The organism is Mycoplana sp. ABR4_002 (assembly GCF_056159645.1).
The window spans coordinates 96,721-118,358 of record NZ_JBSWVO010000002.1 but is presented as its reverse complement, the minus strand read 5'-3'; the positions used below and the strand labels follow the sequence as shown (position 1 = coordinate 118,358).

The following is a 21,638-nucleotide window of genomic DNA, read 5'->3' as shown; positions in this document are numbered from 1 at the left end:
GGTCGTTTCCCGCGCACGCACCACGCCTCAAGGTCGAGGGACCCTCCTTGCCTTCTACCCTAGGGCGCTTGCGTTCGCATGCCTTAAAGTAATTTATAGATAATATTGAGTCTCTATCGATAACGAGCATAATTGGAGGGCGAGCTTGCAGGGAACTTCGGGGGATACGGACGCGGTCGCACGGCAATCGGGCACCGTTGCCGAGCAGTGGAACCAATCCGACACTCAAAAAATCTATAATTTGCCATTCAACGATCTCCTCTTCCGGGCCCACTGCGTCCATCGGGCGAATTTCGACCCCAACGCCGTGCAGATGAGCCGGCTGTTGTCGATCAAGACCGGGGGCTGCGCAGAGGATTGCGGCTACTGCAGCCAGTCGGCGCACTACCCCACCGGCCTCAAGGCGTCGAAGCTGATGGAGGTCGAGCGCGTCATCGCCGAGGCGCGCCGGGCAAAGGCGGAAGGCGCGACGCGTTATTGCATGGGCGCGGCCTGGCGCAGCCCGAAGGAGCGCGACATGGACGCGCTCATTGCGATGGTTCACGGCGTCAAGGCGCTCGGCATGGAGACCTGCATGACGCTGGGAATGCTGTCCCCGCAGCAGAGCGCGGTGCTGGCGGAGGCCGGTCTGGACTACTACAACCACAACATCGACACGTCCGAGCGCTTTTACGGCGACATCATCACCACTCGCACCTTCGCCGACCGCCTCGACACGCTGGCGAACGTCCGCGACGCCGGGATCAAGGTCTGCGCCGGCGGGATCCTGGGCATGGGCGAGACGCCCGACGACCGCGTCGCCATGCTGGTGACGCTCGCCAATCTCCCCTCCCCGCCGGAGAGCGTGCCGGTCAACATGCTCATCCCGATCCCCGGGTCGAAACTGGCCGAGGCAGCACCGATCGACCCTATCGACTTTGTCCGTACCGTCGCGCTTGCGCGCATCCTGATGCCGCGGTCCCATGTTCGCCTGTCGGCCGGCCGAACCGAAATGACCGACGAGACGCAGGCGCTGTGCTTCTTCGCCGGGGCCAACTCGATCTTTGTCGGCGAGACGCTGCTGACGGCCGACAATCCGGGTGAGGACGACGACGCGCGCCTGTTCCGCCGCCTCGGGCTCCAGCCCATGGCCCCGGAACACACGGCATGACCTGTGCTGGTCTCGAACGCTATCGGCAGACATTGGCCGGGCTCGAGCGCAAGGGGCGATACCGGGCATTGCTGCCGCCGAAAGGTGTCGACTTCGCCTCGAACGACTATCTGGCGCTGGCAGGATCGCCGCGCCTGAAGGCCGCCGTTTCCGCCGCGCTCGAACGCGGCGTGCCGGTCGGTGCCGGCGGCTCACGGCTGCTGCGCGGCAACCACCCCGAGCACGAAGCGCTCGAGGCCGAGGCCGCGGCCTACTTCGGCACGGAGCGTTGCCTTTTTTTCGGCAGCGGCTATGCCGCGAACGCGGCACTCTTTGCGACCCTGCCCCGGCGAGACGACCTGATCGTTCACGATGCGCTGGTCCATGCCAGCATGCACGAGGGCATTGCCGCGAGCAGGGCGCCGTCGTCTGCCGCGCGGCACAACGACGTCCAGGCCGTTGCCGACGCCATCCGCCGGTGGCGGCATACCGGTGGCACGGGCCATCCATGGATCGCCGCCGAAAGCCTCTACTCGATGGACGGCGACCGCGCACCCCTGGCGGACCTCGCCGACCTCGCCGACAGACACGACGGCTTCCTGGTGATCGACGAGGCCCATGCCACGGGCGTCTTTGGTGCTGGCGGACGCGGTCTCGCCGCGGAATTGAAAGACCGGGAGAACGTCATTGTCATCCATACCTGCGGCAAGGCGCTCGGCGCCAGCGGCGCGCTGATCGGCGGCAGCGCCGTGCTGTGCGCCTTTCTCATCAACCGCGCGCGCGGCTTCATCTATTCGACGGCGCCTTCGCCGCTGACGGCCGCAGCCGTGCGCGAGGCCGTGAAGGTGCTTGCGGACGAGCCCGCGCGCCGCACCGATCTTGACGGGTTGCGCGCCTTTGCCAATGCCGAACTCGCCGGCGCGCTCGGCATTGCGGGCAGCGGCTCGCAGATCCTGCCGGTATCGATCGGCGACAATGCTCTGTGCCTGCGGGTCGCGGCGCGCATGCGCAGCCTCGGCTTCGACATCCGCGCGATCCGCCCCCCGACCGTGCCCGAGGGCACGGCCCGGCTGCGGATCGCCGTCACCCTCAACGTCGACCGGCCGACGATATCGCGCATGTTCGCGCAACTCGCCACGATCATGGCGGAGGAAAGACCATGACGCCCCGCTTCGTGGTCACCGGCACCGATACCGGCATCGGCAAGACGGTCTTCTCGGCCGCGCTGGCGGATGCGCTCGCCGCTACCTACTGGAAGCCGGTGCAGTCCGGCCTTGAAGAGGAGACGGACAGCGAGACCGTGCGCCGGCTGGCGCAGATCCCGTCGGCCCGCATCCTCCCGGAAGCCTATCGCCTGCGGACCCCGGCCTCGCCGCATCTGGCGGCCAGGATCGACGGGGTCCGCATCGAGGTCGAAAGGCTGGTTCCGCCCGACACCGACACGCCACTGGTCATCGAAGGCGCGGGCGGACTGCTGGTGCCGCTGACCGAGGACACCGTGTTTGCGGACGTCTTCGCCCGCTGGCAGATCCCCGTCATCCTCTGCGCCCGCACCGCGCTCGGGACCATCAATCACAGCCTGTTGTCCCTGGAGGCGTTGCGCGCCCGGTCGATTCCCGTCTTCGGCGTCGCCTTCATCGGCGAAGCGCAGGCCGAGTCGGAGGCCATCATCGCCGAATTGGGACGAATCCGCCCGCTCGGTCGGCTGCCAAGGCTCGATGCCTTGGAGCCGGAGCGCCTGCGCCAGGCCTTTCACGACAATTTCGACTTGAACCTCTTCCGTACGGAGCCGGCATGATCCCTTCCCCCGTCTGGCACCCCTTTACGCAGCATGCGCTCGAACCGGCGATGAAGAAGATCGCCCGGACCGAAGGTGCCCATCTTTTCCAAGAGGACGGGACCGCCGTGCTCGACGCGATCTCGTCCTGGTGGGTGATCACCCACGGCCATCGCCATCCGGTCATCATGGATGCGATCCGGCAGGCCTGCGAGACCTACGACCAGATCATCTTCGCCGAATATTCCCACGAACCGGCGGAGGTGCTGGCGCGGGGCCTGATCGAGGTCGCACCGGCGGGCCTGAGCCACGTCTTCTACTCCGACAGCGGCTCGACCGCAGTGGAGGTGGCGCTGAAGATGGCGCTCGGCTATTTCCACAACCTCGGCCAGCCGCGCAGGCGTATCGCCGTGATGGAGCACAGCTATCATGGCGACACGATCGGCACGATGTCCGTCGGGGAGCGTGGCGTCTTCAATGCAGCCTACGAGCCATTGTTGTTCGCGGTCGACCGGCTGCCATTCCCGGAAAAGAACAAGGAGCAGGCCACGCTCGACGCCTTCGAAGAGGCCTGCAGAACGGGCGATGTGGCGGCGCTGCTGGTCGAACCGCTCGTTCTGGGAGCGGGCGGCATGAAGACCTATGGCGCAGCGGTGCTGGCCGAGCTGAAGCGCATCGCCGAGCGCCACGGCGTTCTCATGATCGTCGACGAGGTGATGACCGGCTGGGGGCGGACGGGAACGCTGTTCGCCTGCGAGCAGGCCGGGATCAGTCCCGACATCCTCTGCACGTCCAAGGGCCTGACCGGGGGCGCGGTGCCGCTCGCGGCGACGCTGTGCACCGCGGCGATCTTCGAGGCGCACAGCTCGACCGACCGGCGCAAGACGTTTTTCCATTCCAGTTCCTACACCGCCAATCCGATCGCCTGTGCCGCCGCGGTCGCAAATCTCTCGATCTGGAAAACCGAGCCGGTCGGCGAGCGGATCGCAAGACTCGCTCAGCGCCACCGTGCACGGCTTGCGCGCTTCCAAGCCGATCGCCGCTTCGCCGAGGTCCGCCAGATCGGCACGATTGCCGCCCTTGATCTGGCGGTTCCGGAGAGTGGCTACCTTTCCGAGGCCGGGCCGCGGCTGCGGGCCTTCTTCCGCGAATACGGGCTCCTGATCCGTCCGCTCGGCAACGTCATCTACCTGATGCCGCCCTACTGCGTGAGCGCCGCCGATCTCGATCAAGCCTATGCCGCGATCGACGAGGCCGCCGATCTCGTCGCGGTCGGGCGACCATGAAGACGATGCGATCGTCCAGGCTGGCAGGTGTCGGCCACGCGGTGCCCGGCCGGCGCGTCGAAAACGCCGAAATCGAGGGTTCGCTCGGGCTGGAGCCGGGCTGGATCGAACAGCGGACCGGGATCCGCGCACGCCACTGGGCCGATGACGGCGACACGCTCAGCGGCCTTGCGGCGCAGGCCGGAAGCGCCGCGCTCGAAGGCTCCGGCATCGCCGCCGGCGACGTCGCGCTGACGCTGCTGGCCACCTCGACGCCGGACCACCTGCTGCCGCCCTCGGCGCCGCTGCTGGCGCACCGGCTCGGCCTTGGCGGCAGCGGCGCGGTCGATCTCGCCGGTGCCTGCTCCGGCTTCCTTTACGCGCTCACCCTGGCAGACGGCTTTGTCCGCGCTCAGGGAAAGCCGGTCCTTGTGGTGGCGGCCAACATCCTCAGCCGGCGGATCAATCCCGCCGAACGGGCCAGCGCCGTGCTCTTCGCCGATGCCGCCGGCGCCGTGGTTCTGGCGCCGTCCGACGATGTGGCGACCGGCGTGCTCGGCGCCGAACTGGCCTCGGATGGCAGTCGCTACGACCTGATCTCGATCCCGGCCGGCGGCAGCAGCCGGCCATTCTCCCCCGCGATGGCTGCGCAAGAGTGTCTGATGACGATGCGGGACGGGCGCGAAATGTTTGCCCAGGCGGTGCAGCTGATGGCCCATTGTGGGTCGCGGGCGCTGGCCGGCGCCGAAATGGAGGTCGCCGGCATCGATCGGTTCATCCCGCATCAGGCCAATGCGCGCATATTCGATGCCGTCGCGGACCGGCTCGGCATCGATCCGCAAAAGACCGTACGGACGATCGAGGATTACGGCAATTCGTCGGCGGCAACGATCGCACTCTCGCTCTCGCTCGCGCATCGGACCAAACCCTTTGCCCCGGGAGAGAAGCTGTTGCTGACCGCGGCAGGCGCGGGCCTGACCGGAGGCGCCGTCGTTTTCGGCCTGTAAGCCGTTGGGCGGCGACGGCCGCCATGTCAGTGGTAGCTCGCCCCGCTGATATAGGCATGCAGGTCCTGCTCGGTGCGCTGCGCCTCCTCGAGCCTGTGCTTGACCAGGTCGCCGATGCTGACGACGCCGACGAGGTCGTCGCCGTCCATTACCAGCACGTGCCGCGTCCGCCGCTCGGTCATGATCGCCATGACCACGGGCAGCACATCGCCTGTCGCGCAGGTCGCCGCATTGCGGCTCATGACGTCGGAAACCGGCATCGTCGCCGCCTCGGCCCCGTGTTCAGCCATCGCGTTGCAGCAATCGCGTTCCGACACGGTGCCCAGAACCTCGCGCGGCGAGCGGCTGACCACCACAAAGCCGATGCTCGCGTCGCGAAACAGCCGCAGCACTTCTAACACCGTCTGGTGCGGCGCCACCGAGATGACCCCGACACCCTTGTGCTTCACGATTTCGCCGATGAACATCTGGACCTCCTCGGACCTTGACGCTGAAGGTGATTGCAATCCGCTCGCAGGGACAAGCGCGCGCAGAACTGACGGACGCCTTTTTCCCGCCGCATCGCGGCAACGCTGGCGAACAACCGTTCCACTTGAATGGAAATCGCCCGGAGGTGCGAACTCTGCAAAGAACGCCCGGCCGACCCATCCTCCGGTCCTGTCCGCTGCGACATCGCTACCCGCCATGGTGCCCCCGCGGCCCCTCGAGAATACGGTTACGATCGGCAATTATGTTCGGCGGCGCGGGGGGAAGCAAGACCTTCGCGCGGGTCCACCAGTTGGCCGAAGCGCTCAGCCTGAAGCGGTCCGCGCCCCCGGCCCGGCCTCGCGCGCCCGACGCACGACATCGGAGATCTGTCGCAGCTGCTTGGCGAGGGGACTGGTCTTGCGCCAGATCATGCCGATGGTGCGCGAGGGTTGCGGATCCTTGAACTCGGTGACCGAGACGGAGGCCGAGCGGGTTTCGACCGCTACCGCCATCTCCGGAATCAGCGTCACCCCGATACCGGCGCTGACCATCTGGACGAGCGTCGACAGCGAACTACCGTCCAGCCACTCGCGCGGCAGCACCGATCGCATGCTGCAGAAGGACAGCGCCTGATCGCGAAAGCAGTGGCCCTCCTCGAGCAGGAGCAACCGCATTTCGCGCAGCGTCTCGCGATTGGGCACGGGCTTGCCTTCATCCTCGCAGGGTCGCACCAGGACAAACTTCTCCTCGAACAATGCCACTTCGGTCAGCCATGCCTCGGATATCGGCAAGGCCACGATCGCGGCGTCGAGCCGGCCGGCGGCCAGTTCCTCAACCAGTCTGGACGTCAGCGTCTCGCGCACGTTGATGTCGAGCCCGTCATAGGCGCGGGTCAGATTGCCGATTATCGCGGGGAGCAAGTAGGGCGCCACGGTCGGGATGACACCGAGGCGAAGCCGCCCCGTCGGCCTGTTCTGCGAGGCCCGCGCCAAGTCCCCGAGTTCGTCCACGGAGCGCAGGATATGGTGAACGCGCTGGGCGAACACCTCGCCGAAATTGGAGAGCCGCACCTGGCGCGCGCTGCGTTCGAAAAGCTCCGTGCCGAGCGCTTCCTCGAGTTCCTTGATCTGCATCGACAACGCCGGCTGCGAGATCGCGCAGGCATCGGCCGCGCGTCCGAAATGGCCGTACCGGGCAAGCGCCTCGAAGTAGCGCAGCTGCTTGAGCGTGAAATTTATCATAAGTTTATCTTATCGCGAACATCAGGAAATCCAACTTAAATTAATCGATTGGTTTTAGTAAGGTAATCGCCGTGGGGAGACAGCAAAGCCGCCTTCACGCCATAGCCACCGACGGCGCGAGATTTCCGATGGAATCCAAACACAACGACGGCGCCCCAGGCGCGCCCATGCCGGGGCGAATGCCTTGCCGTCGCCGCGCCGATCAGCAACCGGACAATCATGAGGGGGCCGCGATGCCAGCCCCTTCCAATTCGCACAATGACGGGAGTTAAGAATATGGACAAGAAAGTCGAAAGCGCTGGCAAATGTCCGGTGGTCCACACGGCGGGCAGATCGAACCGGGATTGGTGGCCCAACCAGTTGAACCTCAACGTGCTTCATCAGAATTCCAGCTTGTCCGATCCCATGGGCGAGGCCTTCGACTACGCCGAAGAGTTCCAGAAACTTGACCTGGCCGCCCTGAAGAAGGACCTCCAGGCACTGATGACGGATTCGCAGGACTGGTGGCCGGCCGACTTCGGCCATTACGGTCCGCTCTTCATCCGCATGGCGTGGCACAGCGCCGGCACCTACCGCATCGGCGACGGCCGGGGTGGTGCGGGCGCCGGACAGCAACGGTTCGCCCCGCTCAACAGCTGGCCGGACAACGTCAATCTCGACAAGGCCCGCCGGCTGCTCTGGCCGATCAAGCAGAAATACGGCAACAAGATCTCCTGGGCCGATCTGATCATCCTCACCGGCAACGTCGCCCTGGAGTCGATGGGGTTCAAGACATTCGGCTTCGCCGGGGGGCGCGCCGACGTGTGGGAACCGGAGGAAAACATCTACTGGGGCAGTGAGGACACCTGGCTCGGCGACGCGCGCTATTCCGGCGAGCGTGACCTCGAAAACCCTCTGGCGGCCGTGCAGATGGGCCTGATCTACGTCAACCCTGAAGGCCCGAACGGCAATCCCGATCCCCTTGCCGCCGCGCGCGACATCCGCGAGACCTTCGCACGCATGGCCATGAACGACGAAGAGACCGTGGCCCTCATTGCCGGTGGCCACACCTTCGGCAAGACCCACGGCGCGGGCGACGCTGCCCACGTCGGTCCCGAGCCCGAAGCGGCCGGCATCGAGGAGCAGGGCCTGGGCTGGACCAGCACGTTCGGAACCGGCAGAGGCGGCGACACGATCGGCTCCGGCCTGGAAGTCACCTGGACCTCCACGCCGACGAAATGGAGCAACAACTTCTTCTGGAACCTGTTCGGCTACGAATGGGAGCTGACGAAGAGCCCTGCGGGAGCCCATCAGTGGACGCCGAAGAACGGTGCGGGGGCCAACACGATTCCGGACGCGCACGACAAGTCCAAGCGGCATGCCCCGACGATGCTGACCACCGACCTTTCACTCCGTGTCGACCCGGCCTACGAAAAGATCTCGCGGCGGTTCTTCGAGAACCCGGACGAGTTCGCCGACGCCTTTGCCCGTGCCTGGTTCAAGCTGACTCACCGTGACATGGGCCCGAAGGTGCGCTATCTCGGCCCCGAGGTTCCGGAAGAGGATCTGATCTGGCAGGATCCTTTGCCCGTCGTCGACCATGTGCTGATCGACGAGAAGGACATTGCCGATCTCAAGGCCAGGATCCTGGCATCGGGCCTGCCGATCTCGCAGCTGGTCTCCACCGCCTGGGCTTCGGCCTCGACCTTCCGCGGCTCCGACAAGCGCGGCGGTGCCAATGGGGCACGCATTCGGCTCGCGCCGCAGAAGGACTGGGAAGTGAACCAGCCCGCTCAACTCGCGACCGTGCTCGCCGCCCTCGAAGACATCCAGAAGTCGTTCAACGACGCCCAGACCGGCGGCAAGAAGGTGTCGCTGGCGGATCTGATCGTGCTGGCCGGGGCCGCCGCCGTGGAACGGGCCGCGGCAAATGGCGGCCACCACATTCAGGTTCCGTTTGCCCCGGGCCGCACCGACGCGACCCAGGAACAGACCGATGTCGAGTCCTTTGCGCCCCTGGAGCCGGTCGCCGACGGCTTCCGCAACTACCAGAAGGGCGAGCACCCGCTCCCGCCGGAGGCCCTGCTGGTCGACAAGGCGCAATTGCTCAAGCTGACGGCACCGGAACTGACGGTCCTCGTCGGCGGCCTGCGCGCATTGAACGCCAATTTCGGCCAGTCCCAGAACGGGGTGTTCACCACTCGCCCGGAAACGCTCAGCAACGACTTCTTCGTGAACCTGCTCGACATGGGAACGGCATGGAAAGCGGTGGAAGGATCGAAGAACGCCTATGAGGGTCGCGACCGCAAGACGGGGGAGCTGAAGTGGACGGCAACCCGAACCGATCTGGTCTTCGGCTCGAATTCACAGCTCAGGGCCCTGGCCGAGGTCTACGGTCAGGCGGACGCCGAGGCGAAGTTCGTCAACGACTTTGTTGCCGCCTGGAACAAGGTAATGAACGCCGATCGCTTCGACCTGATCTGATCTGATGGAAGGCGTCCGGGCATGTCGATGTGCCCGGACGTTTCGATACGGCCGCGGCAATTGCCGCGCGGGATCCTCAATCAGGCGGCCTTGCTGAACGTGCGGCCGCCCTTGTCGAGGTGGGCGTCGAAAGCGGCGGCGAGGGAACGGACGACGAAGCGATAGCGCTCCTGCACCCGTACAACGGCTTCGTCGACGACAATGAGCCCGTCGCGCTCGAGTTCGTCGAGCACGACGTTTCCCAAAAGCACGGAATCGACCGCAAAGCCGTGGCGCCCCGCAACCGCCGCCACATCTACGGAGAAATCGCACATCACGCGCTCGATCAATTCCGCACGGAAACGGTCTTCGGCGGTCATGCCGTAGCCTTTCGCCGCCGCAAGTTCGCCGCCGGCAATCCGGCCGGCATAGCGGCCGGGCGGCACCTCGTTCTGGATGTAGCCCTGCGCGAACCGGCCGATCGCCGAGGCGCCGAGCCCGACGAGCGTCGGACAGCCGTCGGTGGTGTACCCTTGAAAATTTCGGTGCAGGCGGCCGGCGCGCTGGGCCAGCGCCAGGTCATCATCCGGCAGGGCAAAATGATCGAGCCCGACGCGTTCATAGCCCGCCGCCACCAGTGTCTCCGCGATCGCCTCAGCCTGGGCGCTGCGCTGCCAGGCGTCCGGCAGGGCCGCCTCGTCGATCAACCGCTGGTGCTTCTTGAAAGTCGGAACATGCGCATAGCCGAAGACAGCGAAGCGGTCGGGCCGGAGCGCGACAGCGGCCTCGACGGTCGCCACGCAGGACTCGACGGTTTGATGCGGCAGCCCATAGATCAGGTCGAAGTTGAGGGCGGCGACGCCCGACCGGCGCAGGTCGTCAACGGCACGACGGGTGATGTCCACGCTCTGGACGCGGTTGATCGCGCCCTGGACCTTCGGGTCGAAGCTCTGCACGCCGAGGCTGGCCCGCGTGACGCCCGAGTGCCCCAGCGCTGCGGCCATTTCGGCGGTGAGCGATCGCGGGTCGATCTCGACCGCGACATTGACCTGATCCGCAAAGCCGAGCCGGCTTCGCAGCGCGGCCATCAGCGCCACGAATTCGTCCGGACGGATGATCGTCGGCGTGCCGCCGCCGAAATGGATCTCGCCAACGGTGAATGACCCTTCCCTCGCCCGCGACACCAGTTCGATTTCCCGGTGAAGAACTTCGAGATAGTCGAGGATCGGCCGGGCGCGCGTGGTGATCGTGGTGTGGCAACCGCAGTACCAGCACATCGAACGGCAGAACGGGATGTGCAGATAGACCGACGTCCTCTCGCCTTGCGGAATGGCGGCGAGCCAGTCGGCATAGGTTGTCCTCTCCGCCAACGGCGCGAAATGCGGCGCGGTCGGATAGCTGGTATAGCGCGGGAGCCTCGCCTCGCCGTATTTCTCCATGATGGCCTTCGACATGGATCCACCCTTCTCGTTAAAGTCCGCGCGACCCTATGGCTCCTTCCGCAGCCAGTCTTTGCGGAATCTCAAATCGAAGGCTCCGAACAACGAATGTCTGTTCGTTGGCGGACCAGATCGGCCGCCGCACGCCGAAGGCCCGCCGTCACCGGGCTCCCTTCAGGTTTCGTCCAGCCGTTCCAGATAGGGCAGACCGTCCGGCGACAGTGCCTGTGCGACGGTTGCGATACGCCGCATGGCGCGTTCGCGCGAGACCTGCAGGTGGCGGACCAGCGCAGCCTTGGCGCCGGGCACGTCGCTGGCAAGCAGGCGATCGATGATATCCAGGTGTTCGGGCAGAAACGGCTCGCTGCCGAAAAGCTCCGCCGTCCATCGGTACAGAAAATGATGGGTGACCAGCAGCGCCTGCGGCAGGCTGATCGCCCGCATCAGTGCTTCATTGCCGCAGTAGCCGAGCATTTCGACGTGAAGCTCGTGTTCCAGCGCGTCCAAAGTGTCACCGTCGATCGCGCCGCCGGTGTCGATCGCCGCGAGGACGTTGGCCCGCAGCCGCGCCAGGAAGCCTTGCGGCAATTCGGAGAAAGCCTTTTCCAGCGCCAGCGGCTCGAGCACCCACCGAAGCTCATAGAGCTCGTCGATGTGCTTGGCCGTCAGCGCCGGCGCATACCAGCGGCCACGGTCGTCCTTCCTGGCGATCCCGCGCTGCTGCAGGCGGCCGACCACGTCGCGGGCGACGGTCCGGCTGACGCGATGGTGCCTGGCAAGCAACGCCTCGTTGATACGCCAGCTGGCGAGCGAGGTCCGCGCCACGATCTCGCTTTCGATGCCGGGGTAGATGAGTTCCCAGCTCGACTGCGATCGGATGTTGCCGCCTGTCTCCGCGCGCGGCACCGGCAACCCCCGGTCCGGCGGCGTCCCGCTGCCCTCGGCGGCGAGCACTTGGTAGCCCCGGGTCTTGGCCTTGCGCACCAGACCCTGATGTTCAAGCACGGCAAGGGCCTGCCGCGCCGGCGCCCGGCTGATGCCGAAGCGCGCCGCCACGCCGGTTTCCGTCAGTTGGGCGCCGGCGGCGATCGCGCCGCTGGCGATGTCCGCCGCAAGCGCCTCGCTCGCACGCTGGTAAAGCCTCGGCGCGATGCCGGAAGTACGTTCTCGCATGTCGGGGTGCAGCCTCCCGTTGGCAAGTGCTGACCGCGGTATTGGCGCACGCCACCGGCGACGCCGTGACGGATCGCGGCAGCAACGACCGGGATTGCACGCCAATACCGTATTGTCTAGTGTGCACACCATACAATTGGACGAGAGAGGCCAGATCGTGTCGAATTCCAGTGCTCCGTCGACCGTAACGCTTGCAGCCCTCGACCGCTTTTGCCGGGACGTTCTGCGCGCCTGCGGCGCCGACACTGCGACTGCGGACGCGGCCTCGCGCGCGATGCTGCACGGCACGCGTCACGGCGTGGATAGCCACGGTGTCCGGCTGCTTTCGCATTACGTTACCGCCCTGGAAGGCGGCCGCATCAACAAGACGCCGCGGCTGCGACGGATTTCGGGCTTCGGCGCGGTGGAGACCCTCGACGCCGACGATGCACACGGGGCGCTGGCCGCCTACCGCGCCATGGAACGGGCCGTGGCTTTGGCCGGGCAGTTCGGCATTGCCGCGGTCGGCATCCGCAATACCTCGCATTTCGGACCGGCTGGCGCCTACGCGCTGGAGGCGGCACGGCAGGGCTACGTCGGCCTCACCGTCTGCAACTCCGACAGTTTCGTGCGCCTGCACGACGGCGCGATGCGCTTTCACGGTACGAACCCCATTGCCATCGGCGTGCCGGCCCCGGGCCGGGACCCCTGGCTCCTGGACATGGCGACGAGCGCCGTTCCCTATAACCGCGTGCTGCTCTATCGCAGCCTCGGCAAGGCGCTGCCGCCTTCTGTGGCGTCGGACGCGACCGGCGTCGACACACAGGACCCAGACGGGGCGGCCATGCTCGCCCCGCTCGGCGGCGAATTCGGCTTCAAGGGGGCGGGACTGGCCGGAGTGGCCGAGATCCTCAGCGCCGTTCTGACCGGGATGAAACTCAGTTTCGACATCGCACCGATGCCCGGCCCCGATTTTTCGACCCCGCGCGGCATGGGTGCGTTCGTCTTGGCGATCAAGCCGGACGCCTTCGCGGACCAGAAGACCGTCGAGGCGGGCATGCATCGCTACCTCGATGTCCTGTGCCAGTCGCCGGCACGGGAAGGGTGCGCGATCATGGCGCCCGGAGACCGGGAATGGAAGGAGGCGGCGCGTCGCGAGGTCGAGGGGGTGACGCTCGATCCCGCCACGCGCGGTTCCTTCGACGAGCTCACCGCCCGCTATGGGGTCGGCCTGGCGGCGGGTTGACTTCTCGAAAATATCGGCTCTAATGGAGAAATTGGTAAGGCCACCTTACCAACATGTGTGCCAGAGGAGGCGCACGGGAGGAAGAGCAATGTTCGTGGCGTTGGAGCCGCGCCGCCTCTACAGGCAGGTCGCGGAACAGATTCGCGCGCTCGTCGAAAGCGGAGAGTTGACGGCAGGTGATCGCCTACCCGCCGAGCGCGAGCTTGCGGAGCGCCTCGGCGTTTCCCGCCCCACGGTCCGCGAAGCCCTGATTGCGCTCGAAATCGAAGGTTACATCCAGATCCGCATGGGGTCCGGGGTCTACATCACGCGCAGACCCGCGCCGGATAGCGCCCTGCTGCCTGCCGACGACAGTGACGGTCCGTTCGAGCTGCTCCAGGCCCGCTGCATCATCGAGAGCGCCATCGCCGAGGAGGCCGCCCGGCGCGTCACGCCGGAAGGCATCGCCCGGCTGGACGAGACCATCGATGCGATGGCGCGCGCGCTCGACGAACCGGAGCGCGCCCTGGCATCCGACAGGGCCTTTCACACCGCCATTGCCGACATCATCGGCAACGCCGCACTCAAGCAAGTGACCGGCCTGATCTACGACAAGCGCATGTCGCCCTACTTCGAGAAGCTCGCGAGCTATTTCGAGGGCCCGCATACGTGGAAGCTGGCGCTGGAAGAACACAAGGTCGTGCGCGACGCGATCGCGAGCGGCGACCCGGCGGCGGCACGTGAGGCCATGCGCGCCCATCTGACGCTGGCGCAGAAGAGATTCTCCGAGAGCTTCGGGGAGGAGCCGCCGAGAGAAGAGTGAGCCTGTCGCAATCCGGCGCAGGATCGAAACATCGGAAATCTGACATCAATTTCGGGAGGAAAGTAATGACATTCAGATTGAAAGCAGTTTTGGGCGCGACCGCCCTGGTGATGGCATCCGCGCTGGCAGCACAGGCCCAGACCGCGCTGAAATGGGCGCATGTCTACGAGACCTCTGAGCCGTTCCACACCGAGTCCGTCTGGGCGGCAGAGGAGATCGCCAAGCGTACCGACGGGCGCTACACGGTCGAAGTCTTTCCGGCCTCGCAGCTTGGCAAGGAGGCCGACATCAACCAGGGCCTCAAGCTTGGCACCGTGGACATCATCATTTCCGGCTCGAGCTTTGCCTCGCGCGACTTCAAGCCGATTGGAGTGACCTACTTCCCCTATATCTTCCGCGATCCCAGCCACCTGCTGGCCTACACCAAGAGCGACGTCTTCAAGCGTCTGGCGCAGGGGTATGAGGACGCCACCGGCAACCACATCACCGCCGTCACCTACTATGGCACGCGCCAGACGACGTCCAACCGGCCGATCGAAAGCTGCGCCGACATGCAGGGCCTGAAGATCCGCGTCCCGGACGTGCCGGCCTATCTGGCAATGCCGCGGGCTTGCGGCGCCAACACGACGCCGATCGCCTTTGCAGAGGTCTACCTGGCCCTTCAGAACGGTACAGTCGAAGCCCAGGAAAATCCCCTGACGACGATCGAGGCCAAGAAGTTCTACGAGGTTCAGAAGAACATCGTTCTGACCGGCCACATCGTCGACCACCTCAACACGGTCGTCTCGAAGAGCCTCTGGAACAACCTCTCCGACGAAGACAAGGCGATCTTCACCGAAGTCATGCAGGAAGCCGCAGCGCGCGCCACCAAGATCATCGAGGAGCGCGAGAACGCCCTTGTCGACGATTTCAAGGAGCGCGGCATCACAGTCACCGAGGTCGACAAGTCCGACTTCGAAAAGACCGTGCTCGAAAAGGTCACCTTTGAGGAGTTCGGCTACGAGAAGGCCGACTGGGAAGCGATCCGCGCCGTACAATAGCACCGCGCGCGCCCCCGGCACAGCAGTGCGCCGGGGGCTCCACCTTCCGATATCCGCTCGCTGGAGCATCGAAATGACACAGCAAGAACACGCGCCGATCAGCGTGGAAGAGATGGCGCATGCCTTCGAGGAGGAGGCAGCCCCGGCCGACCTGTCCCCTTATGCGCTCGAGGACTGGCTGACGCTGGCGGTCTTCTGGGGCATGGCGCTATGCGTCTTCCTGCAGTTCTTCACCCGCTATGCCTTGAACAACAGCCTGGCGTGGACCGAGGAAATCGCGGCCAACTGCCTGGTTGTCGTCGTGTTCCTGGGCTCGACCATGTGCGTTCGGATGGTGCGCCACATACAGGTCGACCTGCTCTACCGGATCATCCCGAAACGGATCGCCCGCCTGCTACAGGTCGTCGTCGACGTCATCGTCATCGCCTTCTTCGCCTACATGACCTGGCTGATGTGGCGCTACATGGCGATCGTCGGCAGCGAACGCATGGTCACCGTCGACCTGCCGCGCGGCATCGTCTTCTACACTGTGCTGGCCGCCTTCGCGCTGATGGCGCTGCGTGCGGTGCAAAACTTCGTCAAGGATCTCGTCAACGAGAAGACCACGCGCGAGCTGGCGGAAGAGACCGCCCTGCAGGGGGACTGAACCATGGTGCTTCTCATCGGATCGTTCCTGCTGCTGCTCATGATCGGCACCCCGGTCGCCGTCGCCATGGGCGCAGCATCGCTCGCCTATCTCCTGGTCTACGGCGTGGCCCCCGACATCATCGCCGCCCAGCGCATGATCGCCGGCGTCGAGAGCTTCCCGCTCCTGGCCGTTCCCTTTTTCATCCTGGTCGGGAACCTGATGAACATTGCCGGCGTCACCGGCCGGATCTACCACTTCGCCCTGTCGCTGGTCGGCTGGATGAAGGGCGGCCTGGCCCAGGTGAACATCATCGGCTCGGTCATCTTCTCGGGCATGTCCGGCACCGCCCTCGCCGACGCGGCCGGCATCGGCACCATCGAAATCAAGGCCATGAAGGATCACGGCTACCCCGTGGAAGCCGCGGTCGGGGTGACGGCCGCATCGGCAACGCTCGGCCCGATCTTTCCGCCGTCTCTGCCGTTCGTGATCTACGGGATGATGGCCAATGCCTCGATCGGCGCGCTTTTCATGGCCGGCATCCTGCCCGGTGTCGTCATGGCGGCCCTCCTGATGCTGACGGTCTTCATCTTCGCCCATCGCAAGGGTTGGGGCTCGGACACGCCGTTCGAACTGCGGCGGCTGGCTGGGGCCTCGCTGGAAGTCGTCATCGTGCTGTGTTTCCCGGTCGCGATCTATCTGCTCGTCCTGGCGGGTCTGTCGGTGAACGTGGCCGTGCTTGTCGGCCTTGCCGTGCTGGTCGCGCTCGACTGGCACTTCGACTTTTCCGCGGTCATGGCTTTGATGACGCCGGTACTGCTGATCGGCGGCATGACCATGGGCTGGTTCACGCCGACGGAAGCTGCGGTCGCGGCCGTGATCTGGTCATTGTTCCTCGGCCTGGTTCGATATCGCACCATGACGCTCAGGACGCTCGCCAAGGCATCCTTCGACACGATCGAAACGACGGCCTCGGTGCTGTTCATCGTGACGGCGGCCTCGATCTTCGCGTGGCTGCTGACCGTCAGCCAGGCTGCGCAGCTCTTTTCCGACTTCATGTTCTCGCTGACGGACAACTGGTGGACGTTTCTGATTCTCGTCAACATCCTGCTGCTGGTCGTCGGCGCTTTTCTCGACACCATCGCCGCGATCAGCATTCTGGTCCCGATCCTGATGCCGGTTGCTGCGCGGTACGGCATCGACCCGGTGCATCTGGGGCTGATCATCACGCTGAACCTGATGATCGGCCTGCTGACGCCGCCGGTCGGGATGGTGTTGTTCGTGCTCTCGCGTATCTCCAAACTGTCGGTGGAGCGGACCACCATGGCGATCACCCCCTGGATGATCCCACTGCTGGTCGCCTTGCTTCTGATCACCTTCGTCCCGGCGGTCACGCTCTGGCTGCCGACGCAACTCGGTCTGATCCGTTGAGTGGGGGCGTGGATATGCTGGCACGGGTGGCACGACTTCACGGAATGCGTGACCTCAGGATCGAGGGCGAGCCGGTCCGGACGCCGGGCCCGGGCGAAGTACTGCTGCGGATGGCGGCGGGCGGCATCTGCGGTTCGGACCTGCATTATTACCAGGACGGCGGCTTCGGCCCCGTCCGGGTACGCGAGCCGATCATCGCCGGCCACGAGGCGTCGGGATATGTCGAAGCGCTCGGCGAAGGCACGAGCGGCATCGCGGCCGGCGCCCTCGTGGCGGTCAACCCGTCCCAGCCCTGCGGCAGATGCCACTACTGCAGCATCGGCCAGCCGATCCACTGTCTCGAGATGCGCTTCATGGGCAGTGCCATGCGCCAGCCGCACGAGCAGGGCATGTTCCGCGACTGGCTGGTGGTCCCCGCAATCCAGTGCCACCCGGTGGCAAGCGACATTACCCCGGGCGAAGCCGCCTGCGCCGAGCCGCTCGCCGTCTGCCTGCATGCCGTGGCCCAGGCGGGCCCGCTCGCCGGTGCGCGCGTGCTTGTCACCGGCGCCGGGCCGATCGGCCTTTTGACCACTGCAGCAGCGCGTCATGCCGGCGCGACCGAGGTCGTCGTCACCGATCTCAGCGACGCCGCCCTCGCCCGTGCGCCGGCGATGGGCGCGACGTCAACCGTCAACGTCGGCCAGAACCCCGACGGGCTCAGCCCGTGGCAGGCAGGCAAGGGCACCTTCGACGTGGTGTTCGACTGCTCGGCCGCAGGTCCGGCGCTGCGATCGGCCTTTGCAGTGGTGAAGCCGCGCGGCACGATCGTACAGGTCGGGGTGACCGGCGACATGACCATTCCGCTCAACGCGCTGGTCGCCAAGGAAATCGTTTGGCGCGGCTCGCAGCGGTTCGACCGCGAGTTCGCCGAGGCGGTCGGCCTCATTTCCGGACGCGCCATCGACGTGCGGCCGATCATTTCCCACGCCTTCCCGCTTGCCGCGGCGGTCGAGGCGTTCGAGCAGGCGGGCGACCGCTCCGTGGCCTGCAAGGTCCAGCTCACGCTTGCCGACTCCGATTGATTACCAGAGGACAAGACAATGCGACACACATGGCGGTGGTTCGGGCCTGTCGACAAGGTCACGGTGCGCGACGCGGCGCAGGCCGGGGCGGAAGGCATCGTCAGCGCCCTGCATCACGTCCCCACCGGGACAGCCTGGACGATCGATGACATCCGCAAGCGCCAGGCCGAGATCAAGGCCGGCGGCCTCGTCTGGGACGTCGTCGAAAGCGTGCCGGTGTCCGAGGACATCAAGACCCAGAAGGGCGAGTGGCGCAGCCATGTCGCCAACTGGCAGGAAACGCTCAGGCGCCTGTCCGCCTGCGGCATCCGGACCGTCTGCTACAACTTCATGCCGATCCTCGACTGGACACGCACTGACCTTCGCTGGGAGACCCGCCACGGCGCCCGGGCGATGCGCTTTGACCTCGTCGATTTCGTCGCATTCGACATCCACATCCTTAACCGGCCAGAATCAAAGGAAGACTATCCCGAATGGCTGGCGGAGGATGCCGCAAAACGGTTCTCGATGATGCCGGAGGAGAAGATCGCAGCACTCGGCAGGAACATCGGGGCGGGTCTGCCCGGCTCTGCCGACGGCTATACGCTCGACCAGCTTCTCGAGAAGTTGCGGTCCTACCAGGGTATCGATCGGACGAAGCTGCAGGCCCATCTCGTCGACTTCCTGTCCGAGGTGACGCCCGTGGCCGAGGACGTCGGCATCAACATCTGCGCGCACGGCGATGATCCGCCCTGGCCGCTGCTCGGCCTGCCGCGCATCCTTTCGACGGAGGCCGACTATGCTCACATGCTGAGCCAGGTGGACAGCCTCGCCAACGGCGTGACGCTGTGTACGGGCTCGCTCGGCGCGCGCGCCGACAACGACCTGCCCTCGATCGCCAGCCGATTTGCAGAGCGGATCCATTTCGTGCACCTGCGCAACGTCACCCGCGACACCGATACCGTGCCGTGCTCGTTCTTCGAGGACGAGCATCTGGAAGGGGGCACCGACATGGTCGCCGTCATCGCCGCGCTGCTCGAAGAGGAGAAACGCCGCCGCGCCGAGGGCCGCGAGGACCACCGCATTCCCATGCGCCCCGATCACGGCCAGGAGATCCTCGACGACCTGACCCGCGGCGCCCAGCCCGGCTATCCGGCCATCGGCCGGCTCAAGGGCCTGGCCGAACTGCGCGGCATCGAACGCGCCCTGCTCCACCCTCGCAACCACCGGGTCTGACGCCATGCAACGCCTCTCCGCCGAAACCATCCTGCCCCCGAGCGTCGCCGGGCCCGCCTACGACCGCACAACCCTACGCCCCGGCATTGTCCACATCGGCCTCGGTGCCTTTCACCGCGCGCATCAGGCGGTCTATACCCAGCGCGCGCTTGAACACGCTCTTGGCCCCTGGGGCATCGTCGCGGTCAACCTGCGCTCGGCCGAACCGGTCGAGGCCATGCAGGCTCAGGACGGCCTCTACACGGTCGTCGTGCGTGGACCGAACGGCGAAACGGCCGAGGTGATCGGCGCGGCGGTCGACTGGATCTGCGCCGCACAGGATCGCCGGAAGGTGCTGGACTATCTCGCCAGCCCCGACATCCGCATCGTGACGCTCACCGTCTCGGAAAAGGCCTATGGCCTGCACCCGGCGACGGGCGGTCTTGACGACGGTCATCCTTCGGTCGCCGCCGACCTCGCCAACCCGCACGCACCGGTCGGCGCGCTCGGGTTCCTGGTCGAGGGACTCGCTTTGCGGCGCGCCAAGGGCCTGCAGCCGTACACCGTCCTTTGCTGCGACAACCTGCCGGCCAACGGCAGGGTCGTCCGCCGCCTCGTGCTCGACATGGCCGAGCGGCGGGATCCGGATCTGGCCCGGTGGATCGCCGAGAATGGCACCTTCCCCTGCAGCATGGTCGACCGCATCGTACCTGCGGCCACCGACGAAACGCGCGCGCGCGCCACGGCCCTGCTCGGGGCTACGGACATGCTGGCGCTGGAAACCGAGCCATTCCTGCAATGGGTCATCGAGGACGACTTCGTTTCGGGACGCCCGGCCTGGGAGCAGGGCGGGGCCATCTTCGCCGACAATGTCGAGCCCTACGAGAAGATGAAACTGCGCCTGCTGAACGGTTCACACACGCTGATTGCCCATCTCGGGCTGCTGCACGGCCTGGAATTCGTGCGCGACGTGATGGCCGTGCCCGAGCTGGTGAACCAGGTGCGCAAGCACATGGAGGCGGTGGTCCCGACGCTCGATCCCGTGCCGGGCATCGATCTCGACGAATACCGACGGCAGCTCGTCGAGCGCTTCGCCAACAAGGCGATCGCACACCGCACCGCGCAGATCGCCATGGACAGTACCCAGAAGCTGCCGCAGCGCATCTTTGCGCCGGCCGTCGACGCGCTCAAGGCCGGCGGAGACGGGGCCGCCTTTGCCCGCGTCGTCGCGCTGTGGATCGCTGCCGTGCGCAAGCGCATGGATGCCGACGATCCGCGCCGGGGCGAACTGCTCGCGGCCGCCCGGCAGGTCGATCCAGTCGATCACTCCGCCTCGTTCTTCGCCCTTGACGGGCTCTTCCCGACCGATCTCGTCGAGTCCCGCGCCTGGCGCGATCTGGTCAATGCCGAATTGAAAACCGTCTAGCCAGCCACACGAGTGGTCCCCATCGGACCGGCTAACGCGGCCGTCGCTTGAGAAAGGACGGCCTGATCCGCCGCAACAGGTTGTCGGCGGCCCGTATGATGTTGGTCAGCGAGATGAGCTTGTCGACCTCGGCGTCGGTGTTCGACAGCCGCTCCGAGAGAACCTCGTCGGCGGCAAGGGCTATCTCCGCCGGCGGGATCTCCGGAAAGCGCGCGGTGAGCCGGGCATAGGGGTTGGTTGCGACGCCGCCATGGATGGTGAGTTTGCCGAGCCGGGCAAAGAGTCGCAGGAACACCTGCTCGAAGGTCCAGTCGTGGACCGAGACCACCCGCCACTTCTCGCTCCGCCGTGCGGTGAAGCCGGCGAGCACGATGTCGGCGGAGAGCCGCAGTTCGCTCAGCCAGAGCGCCAGCCCGAAGCCGCTGGTCGGAATCCTGCCCTCGCTATAGACGTCGTCGAAATGGCCGATCAGGTCCAGGTGACCGGTCGGCGCGTCCTTGAAATCGGCCGCCGTGTTCAGCCGCTCCGAAGCGTCCAGCCGGATGTTCATGATGCCAAGGAAATGGGCCGTGTCGAAAAAGGCCAGCACGTCCCGCACTTCGTCGCGATAGACGATGTTGGCCCCGCGCGGCTGCCCTCGCGACACGAGCAAGGCGTGTCCGTCGAAGGGTCGCTCCAGCACCTTGTAGACCTTGTTGAAGAACACGAACAAGGTACTGGACGGAAACGCCGCGCGCAGCGCCGCGACGTCCATCGCTTCGCTGTTGGCGACAAGCACGATGTGCGAATAGGGCTCGAACAGCCGGCGCCAGTCCTCTGGCCCATTCAGCCCCGATGCTGCGCCCCTTGGCGGCAGGCTGTTGTCCGCGCGGGTCCCGGGCGTATCCACG

19 protein-coding genes are annotated in these 21,638 nt (G+C 66.0%); 14 read left to right on the top strand and 5 right to left on the bottom strand.

The window, feature by feature from the left end; translation table 11 throughout:
* The first annotated feature begins 232 nt into the window (after positions 1-232).
* Genes bioB through ACXAGF_RS20795 form a run of 5 tightly spaced genes read left to right on the top strand, consistent with a single transcriptional unit; the run spans position 233 to position 5,178 of the window.
* The gene (gene bioB, locus ACXAGF_RS20815; RefSeq protein ID WP_475019738.1) at positions 233-1,150 is read left to right on the top strand and encodes a biotin synthase BioB; all 918 of its coding nucleotides are present in this window, start codon (positions 233-235) and stop codon (positions 1,148-1,150) included.
* Positions 1,147-2,292 carry an 8-amino-7-oxononanoate synthase gene (locus ACXAGF_RS20810; protein ID WP_475019448.1) on the top strand — a complete coding sequence of 382 codons (1,146 nt, stop codon included), beginning with the start codon at positions 1,147-1,149 and terminating at the stop codon, positions 2,290-2,292. The genes bioB and ACXAGF_RS20810 overlap by 4 nt, the downstream gene beginning before the upstream one ends.
* Positions 2,289-2,927: a dethiobiotin synthase gene (gene bioD, locus ACXAGF_RS20805; protein WP_475019447.1), complete on the top strand. Its 639-nt coding sequence runs from the start codon at positions 2,289-2,291 to the stop codon at positions 2,925-2,927. The genes ACXAGF_RS20810 and bioD overlap by 4 nt, the downstream gene beginning before the upstream one ends.
* Entirely contained in the window at positions 2,924-4,192 is a 1,269-nt protein-coding gene (locus ACXAGF_RS20800) for an adenosylmethionine--8-amino-7-oxononanoate transaminase (RefSeq protein ID WP_475019446.1), read from the top strand. The genes bioD and ACXAGF_RS20800 overlap by 4 nt, the downstream gene beginning before the upstream one ends.
* Entirely contained in the window at positions 4,189-5,178 is a 990-nt protein-coding gene (locus tag ACXAGF_RS20795) for a beta-ketoacyl-ACP synthase III (protein ID WP_475019445.1), read from the top strand. Before ACXAGF_RS20800 ends, ACXAGF_RS20795 begins: the two co-directional genes overlap by 4 nt.
* A gap of 26 nt (positions 5,179-5,204) precedes the next feature.
* Here ACXAGF_RS20795 and ACXAGF_RS20790 read toward each other — a convergent pair whose 3' ends face one another.
* Both ACXAGF_RS20790 and ACXAGF_RS20785 read right to left on the bottom strand, forming a co-directional pair.
* Complete coding sequence (locus tag ACXAGF_RS20790; RefSeq protein ID WP_475019444.1) at positions 5,205-5,645, bottom strand: CBS domain-containing protein; 441 nt, start codon at positions 5,643-5,645, stop codon at positions 5,205-5,207.
* Between the two features lie 324 nt (positions 5,646-5,969).
* Positions 5,970-6,887, bottom strand: coding sequence for a hydrogen peroxide-inducible genes activator (locus ACXAGF_RS20785; RefSeq protein WP_475019443.1), 918 nt, complete (start codon positions 6,885-6,887; stop codon positions 5,970-5,972).
* Positions 6,888-7,163: 276 nt separating this feature from the next.
* Here ACXAGF_RS20785 and katG point away from each other — a divergent pair, with 276 nt between their 5' ends.
* On the top strand, positions 7,164-9,350 hold the full coding sequence (gene katG / locus ACXAGF_RS20780; RefSeq protein WP_475019442.1) for a catalase/peroxidase HPI: 2,187 nt from the start codon (positions 7,164-7,166) through the stop codon (positions 9,348-9,350).
* Positions 9,351-9,430: 80 nt separating this feature from the next.
* On the opposite strand, the gene hemN is transcribed toward katG, so the two are convergent.
* Positions 9,431-10,783, bottom strand: coding sequence for an oxygen-independent coproporphyrinogen III oxidase (hemN, locus tag ACXAGF_RS20775; RefSeq protein ID WP_475019441.1), 1,353 nt, complete (start codon positions 10,781-10,783; stop codon positions 9,431-9,433).
* Between the two features lie 159 nt (positions 10,784-10,942).
* Positions 10,943-11,941 (bottom strand): GntR family transcriptional regulator, encoded by a 999-nt coding sequence (locus ACXAGF_RS20770; RefSeq protein WP_475019440.1) that lies wholly within the window; start codon positions 11,939-11,941, stop codon positions 10,943-10,945.
* Between the two features lie 157 nt (positions 11,942-12,098).
* On the opposite strand from ACXAGF_RS20770, the gene ACXAGF_RS20765 reads away from it, so the two are divergent.
* The 8 genes from ACXAGF_RS20765 (at position 12,099) to ACXAGF_RS20730 (ending at position 20,748) form a co-directional block, all read left to right on the top strand.
* Entirely contained in the window at positions 12,099-13,166 is a 1,068-nt protein-coding gene (locus tag ACXAGF_RS20765) for an Ldh family oxidoreductase (protein WP_475019439.1), read from the top strand.
* Positions 13,167-13,254: 88 nt separating this feature from the next.
* Positions 13,255-13,968: a FadR/GntR family transcriptional regulator gene (locus tag ACXAGF_RS20760; protein WP_475019438.1), complete on the top strand. Its 714-nt coding sequence runs from the start codon at positions 13,255-13,257 to the stop codon at positions 13,966-13,968.
* Between the two features lie 65 nt (positions 13,969-14,033).
* Positions 14,034-15,008, top strand: coding sequence for a sialic acid TRAP transporter substrate-binding protein SiaP (locus tag ACXAGF_RS20755; protein WP_475019437.1), 975 nt, complete (start codon positions 14,034-14,036; stop codon positions 15,006-15,008).
* Between the two features lie 73 nt (positions 15,009-15,081).
* The gene (locus ACXAGF_RS20750) at positions 15,082-15,654 is read left to right on the top strand and encodes a TRAP transporter small permease (protein ID WP_475019436.1); all 573 of its coding nucleotides are present in this window, start codon (positions 15,082-15,084) and stop codon (positions 15,652-15,654) included.
* Positions 15,655-15,657: 3 nt separating this feature from the next.
* Complete coding sequence (locus ACXAGF_RS20745) at positions 15,658-17,064, top strand: TRAP transporter large permease (protein WP_475019435.1); 1,407 nt, start codon at positions 15,658-15,660, stop codon at positions 17,062-17,064.
* 14 nt (positions 17,065-17,078) lie between these two features.
* On the top strand, positions 17,079-18,128 hold the full coding sequence (locus ACXAGF_RS20740) for an L-idonate 5-dehydrogenase (protein WP_475019737.1): 1,050 nt from the start codon (positions 17,079-17,081) through the stop codon (positions 18,126-18,128).
* A gap of 18 nt (positions 18,129-18,146) precedes the next feature.
* A complete protein-coding gene (uxuA, locus tag ACXAGF_RS20735; protein ID WP_475019434.1) occupies positions 18,147-19,343 on the top strand; it encodes a mannonate dehydratase in 1,197 nt (398 codons plus the stop codon).
* Between the two features lie 4 nt (positions 19,344-19,347).
* Positions 19,348-20,748: a mannitol dehydrogenase family protein gene (locus ACXAGF_RS20730; protein WP_475019433.1), complete on the top strand. Its 1,401-nt coding sequence runs from the start codon at positions 19,348-19,350 to the stop codon at positions 20,746-20,748.
* 31 nt (positions 20,749-20,779) lie between these two features.
* On the opposite strand, the gene ACXAGF_RS20725 is transcribed toward ACXAGF_RS20730, so the two are convergent.
* Positions 20,780-21,637 carry a 3-deoxy-manno-octulosonate cytidylyltransferase gene (locus ACXAGF_RS20725; RefSeq protein ID WP_475019432.1) on the bottom strand — a complete coding sequence of 286 codons (858 nt, stop codon included), beginning with the start codon at positions 21,635-21,637 and terminating at the stop codon, positions 20,780-20,782.
* Position 21,638: the final 1 nt, after the last annotated feature.

Excerpts from the sequence above, each read along its gene's own strand:
- ACXAGF_RS20750 (WP_475019436.1), top strand. The coding sequence starts at position 15,082 with ATGACACAGCAAGAACACGCGCCGATCAGCGTGGAAGAGATGGCGCAT.
- ACXAGF_RS20770 (WP_475019440.1), bottom strand. The coding sequence starts at position 11,941 with ATGCGAGAACGTACTTCCGGCATCGCGCCGAGGCTTTACCAGCGTGCG.
- ACXAGF_RS20740 (WP_475019737.1), top strand. The coding sequence starts at position 17,079 with ATGCTGGCACGGGTGGCACGACTTCACGGAATGCGTGACCTCAGGATC.
- ACXAGF_RS20810 (WP_475019448.1), top strand. The coding sequence starts at position 1,147 with ATGACCTGTGCTGGTCTCGAACGCTATCGGCAGACATTGGCCGGGCTC.
- katG (WP_475019442.1), top strand. The coding sequence starts at position 7,164 with ATGGACAAGAAAGTCGAAAGCGCTGGCAAATGTCCGGTGGTCCACACG.
- ACXAGF_RS20760 (WP_475019438.1), top strand. The coding sequence starts at position 13,255 with ATGTTCGTGGCGTTGGAGCCGCGCCGCCTCTACAGGCAGGTCGCGGAA.
- bioD (WP_475019447.1), top strand. The coding sequence starts at position 2,289 with ATGACGCCCCGCTTCGTGGTCACCGGCACCGATACCGGCATCGGCAAG.
- ACXAGF_RS20745 (WP_475019435.1), top strand. The coding sequence starts at position 15,658 with ATGGTGCTTCTCATCGGATCGTTCCTGCTGCTGCTCATGATCGGCACC.
- ACXAGF_RS20785 (WP_475019443.1), bottom strand. The coding sequence starts at position 6,887 with ATGATAAATTTCACGCTCAAGCAGCTGCGCTACTTCGAGGCGCTTGCC.
- ACXAGF_RS20755 (WP_475019437.1), top strand. The coding sequence starts at position 14,034 with ATGACATTCAGATTGAAAGCAGTTTTGGGCGCGACCGCCCTGGTGATG.
- hemN (WP_475019441.1), bottom strand. The coding sequence starts at position 10,783 with ATGTCGAAGGCCATCATGGAGAAATACGGCGAGGCGAGGCTCCCGCGC.
- ACXAGF_RS20800 (WP_475019446.1), top strand. The coding sequence starts at position 2,924 with ATGATCCCTTCCCCCGTCTGGCACCCCTTTACGCAGCATGCGCTCGAA.
- ACXAGF_RS20795 (WP_475019445.1), top strand. The coding sequence starts at position 4,189 with ATGAAGACGATGCGATCGTCCAGGCTGGCAGGTGTCGGCCACGCGGTG.
- ACXAGF_RS20790 (WP_475019444.1), bottom strand. The coding sequence starts at position 5,645 with ATGTTCATCGGCGAAATCGTGAAGCACAAGGGTGTCGGGGTCATCTCG.
- ACXAGF_RS20730 (WP_475019433.1), top strand. The coding sequence starts at position 19,348 with ATGCAACGCCTCTCCGCCGAAACCATCCTGCCCCCGAGCGTCGCCGGG.
- uxuA (WP_475019434.1), top strand. The coding sequence starts at position 18,147 with ATGCGACACACATGGCGGTGGTTCGGGCCTGTCGACAAGGTCACGGTG.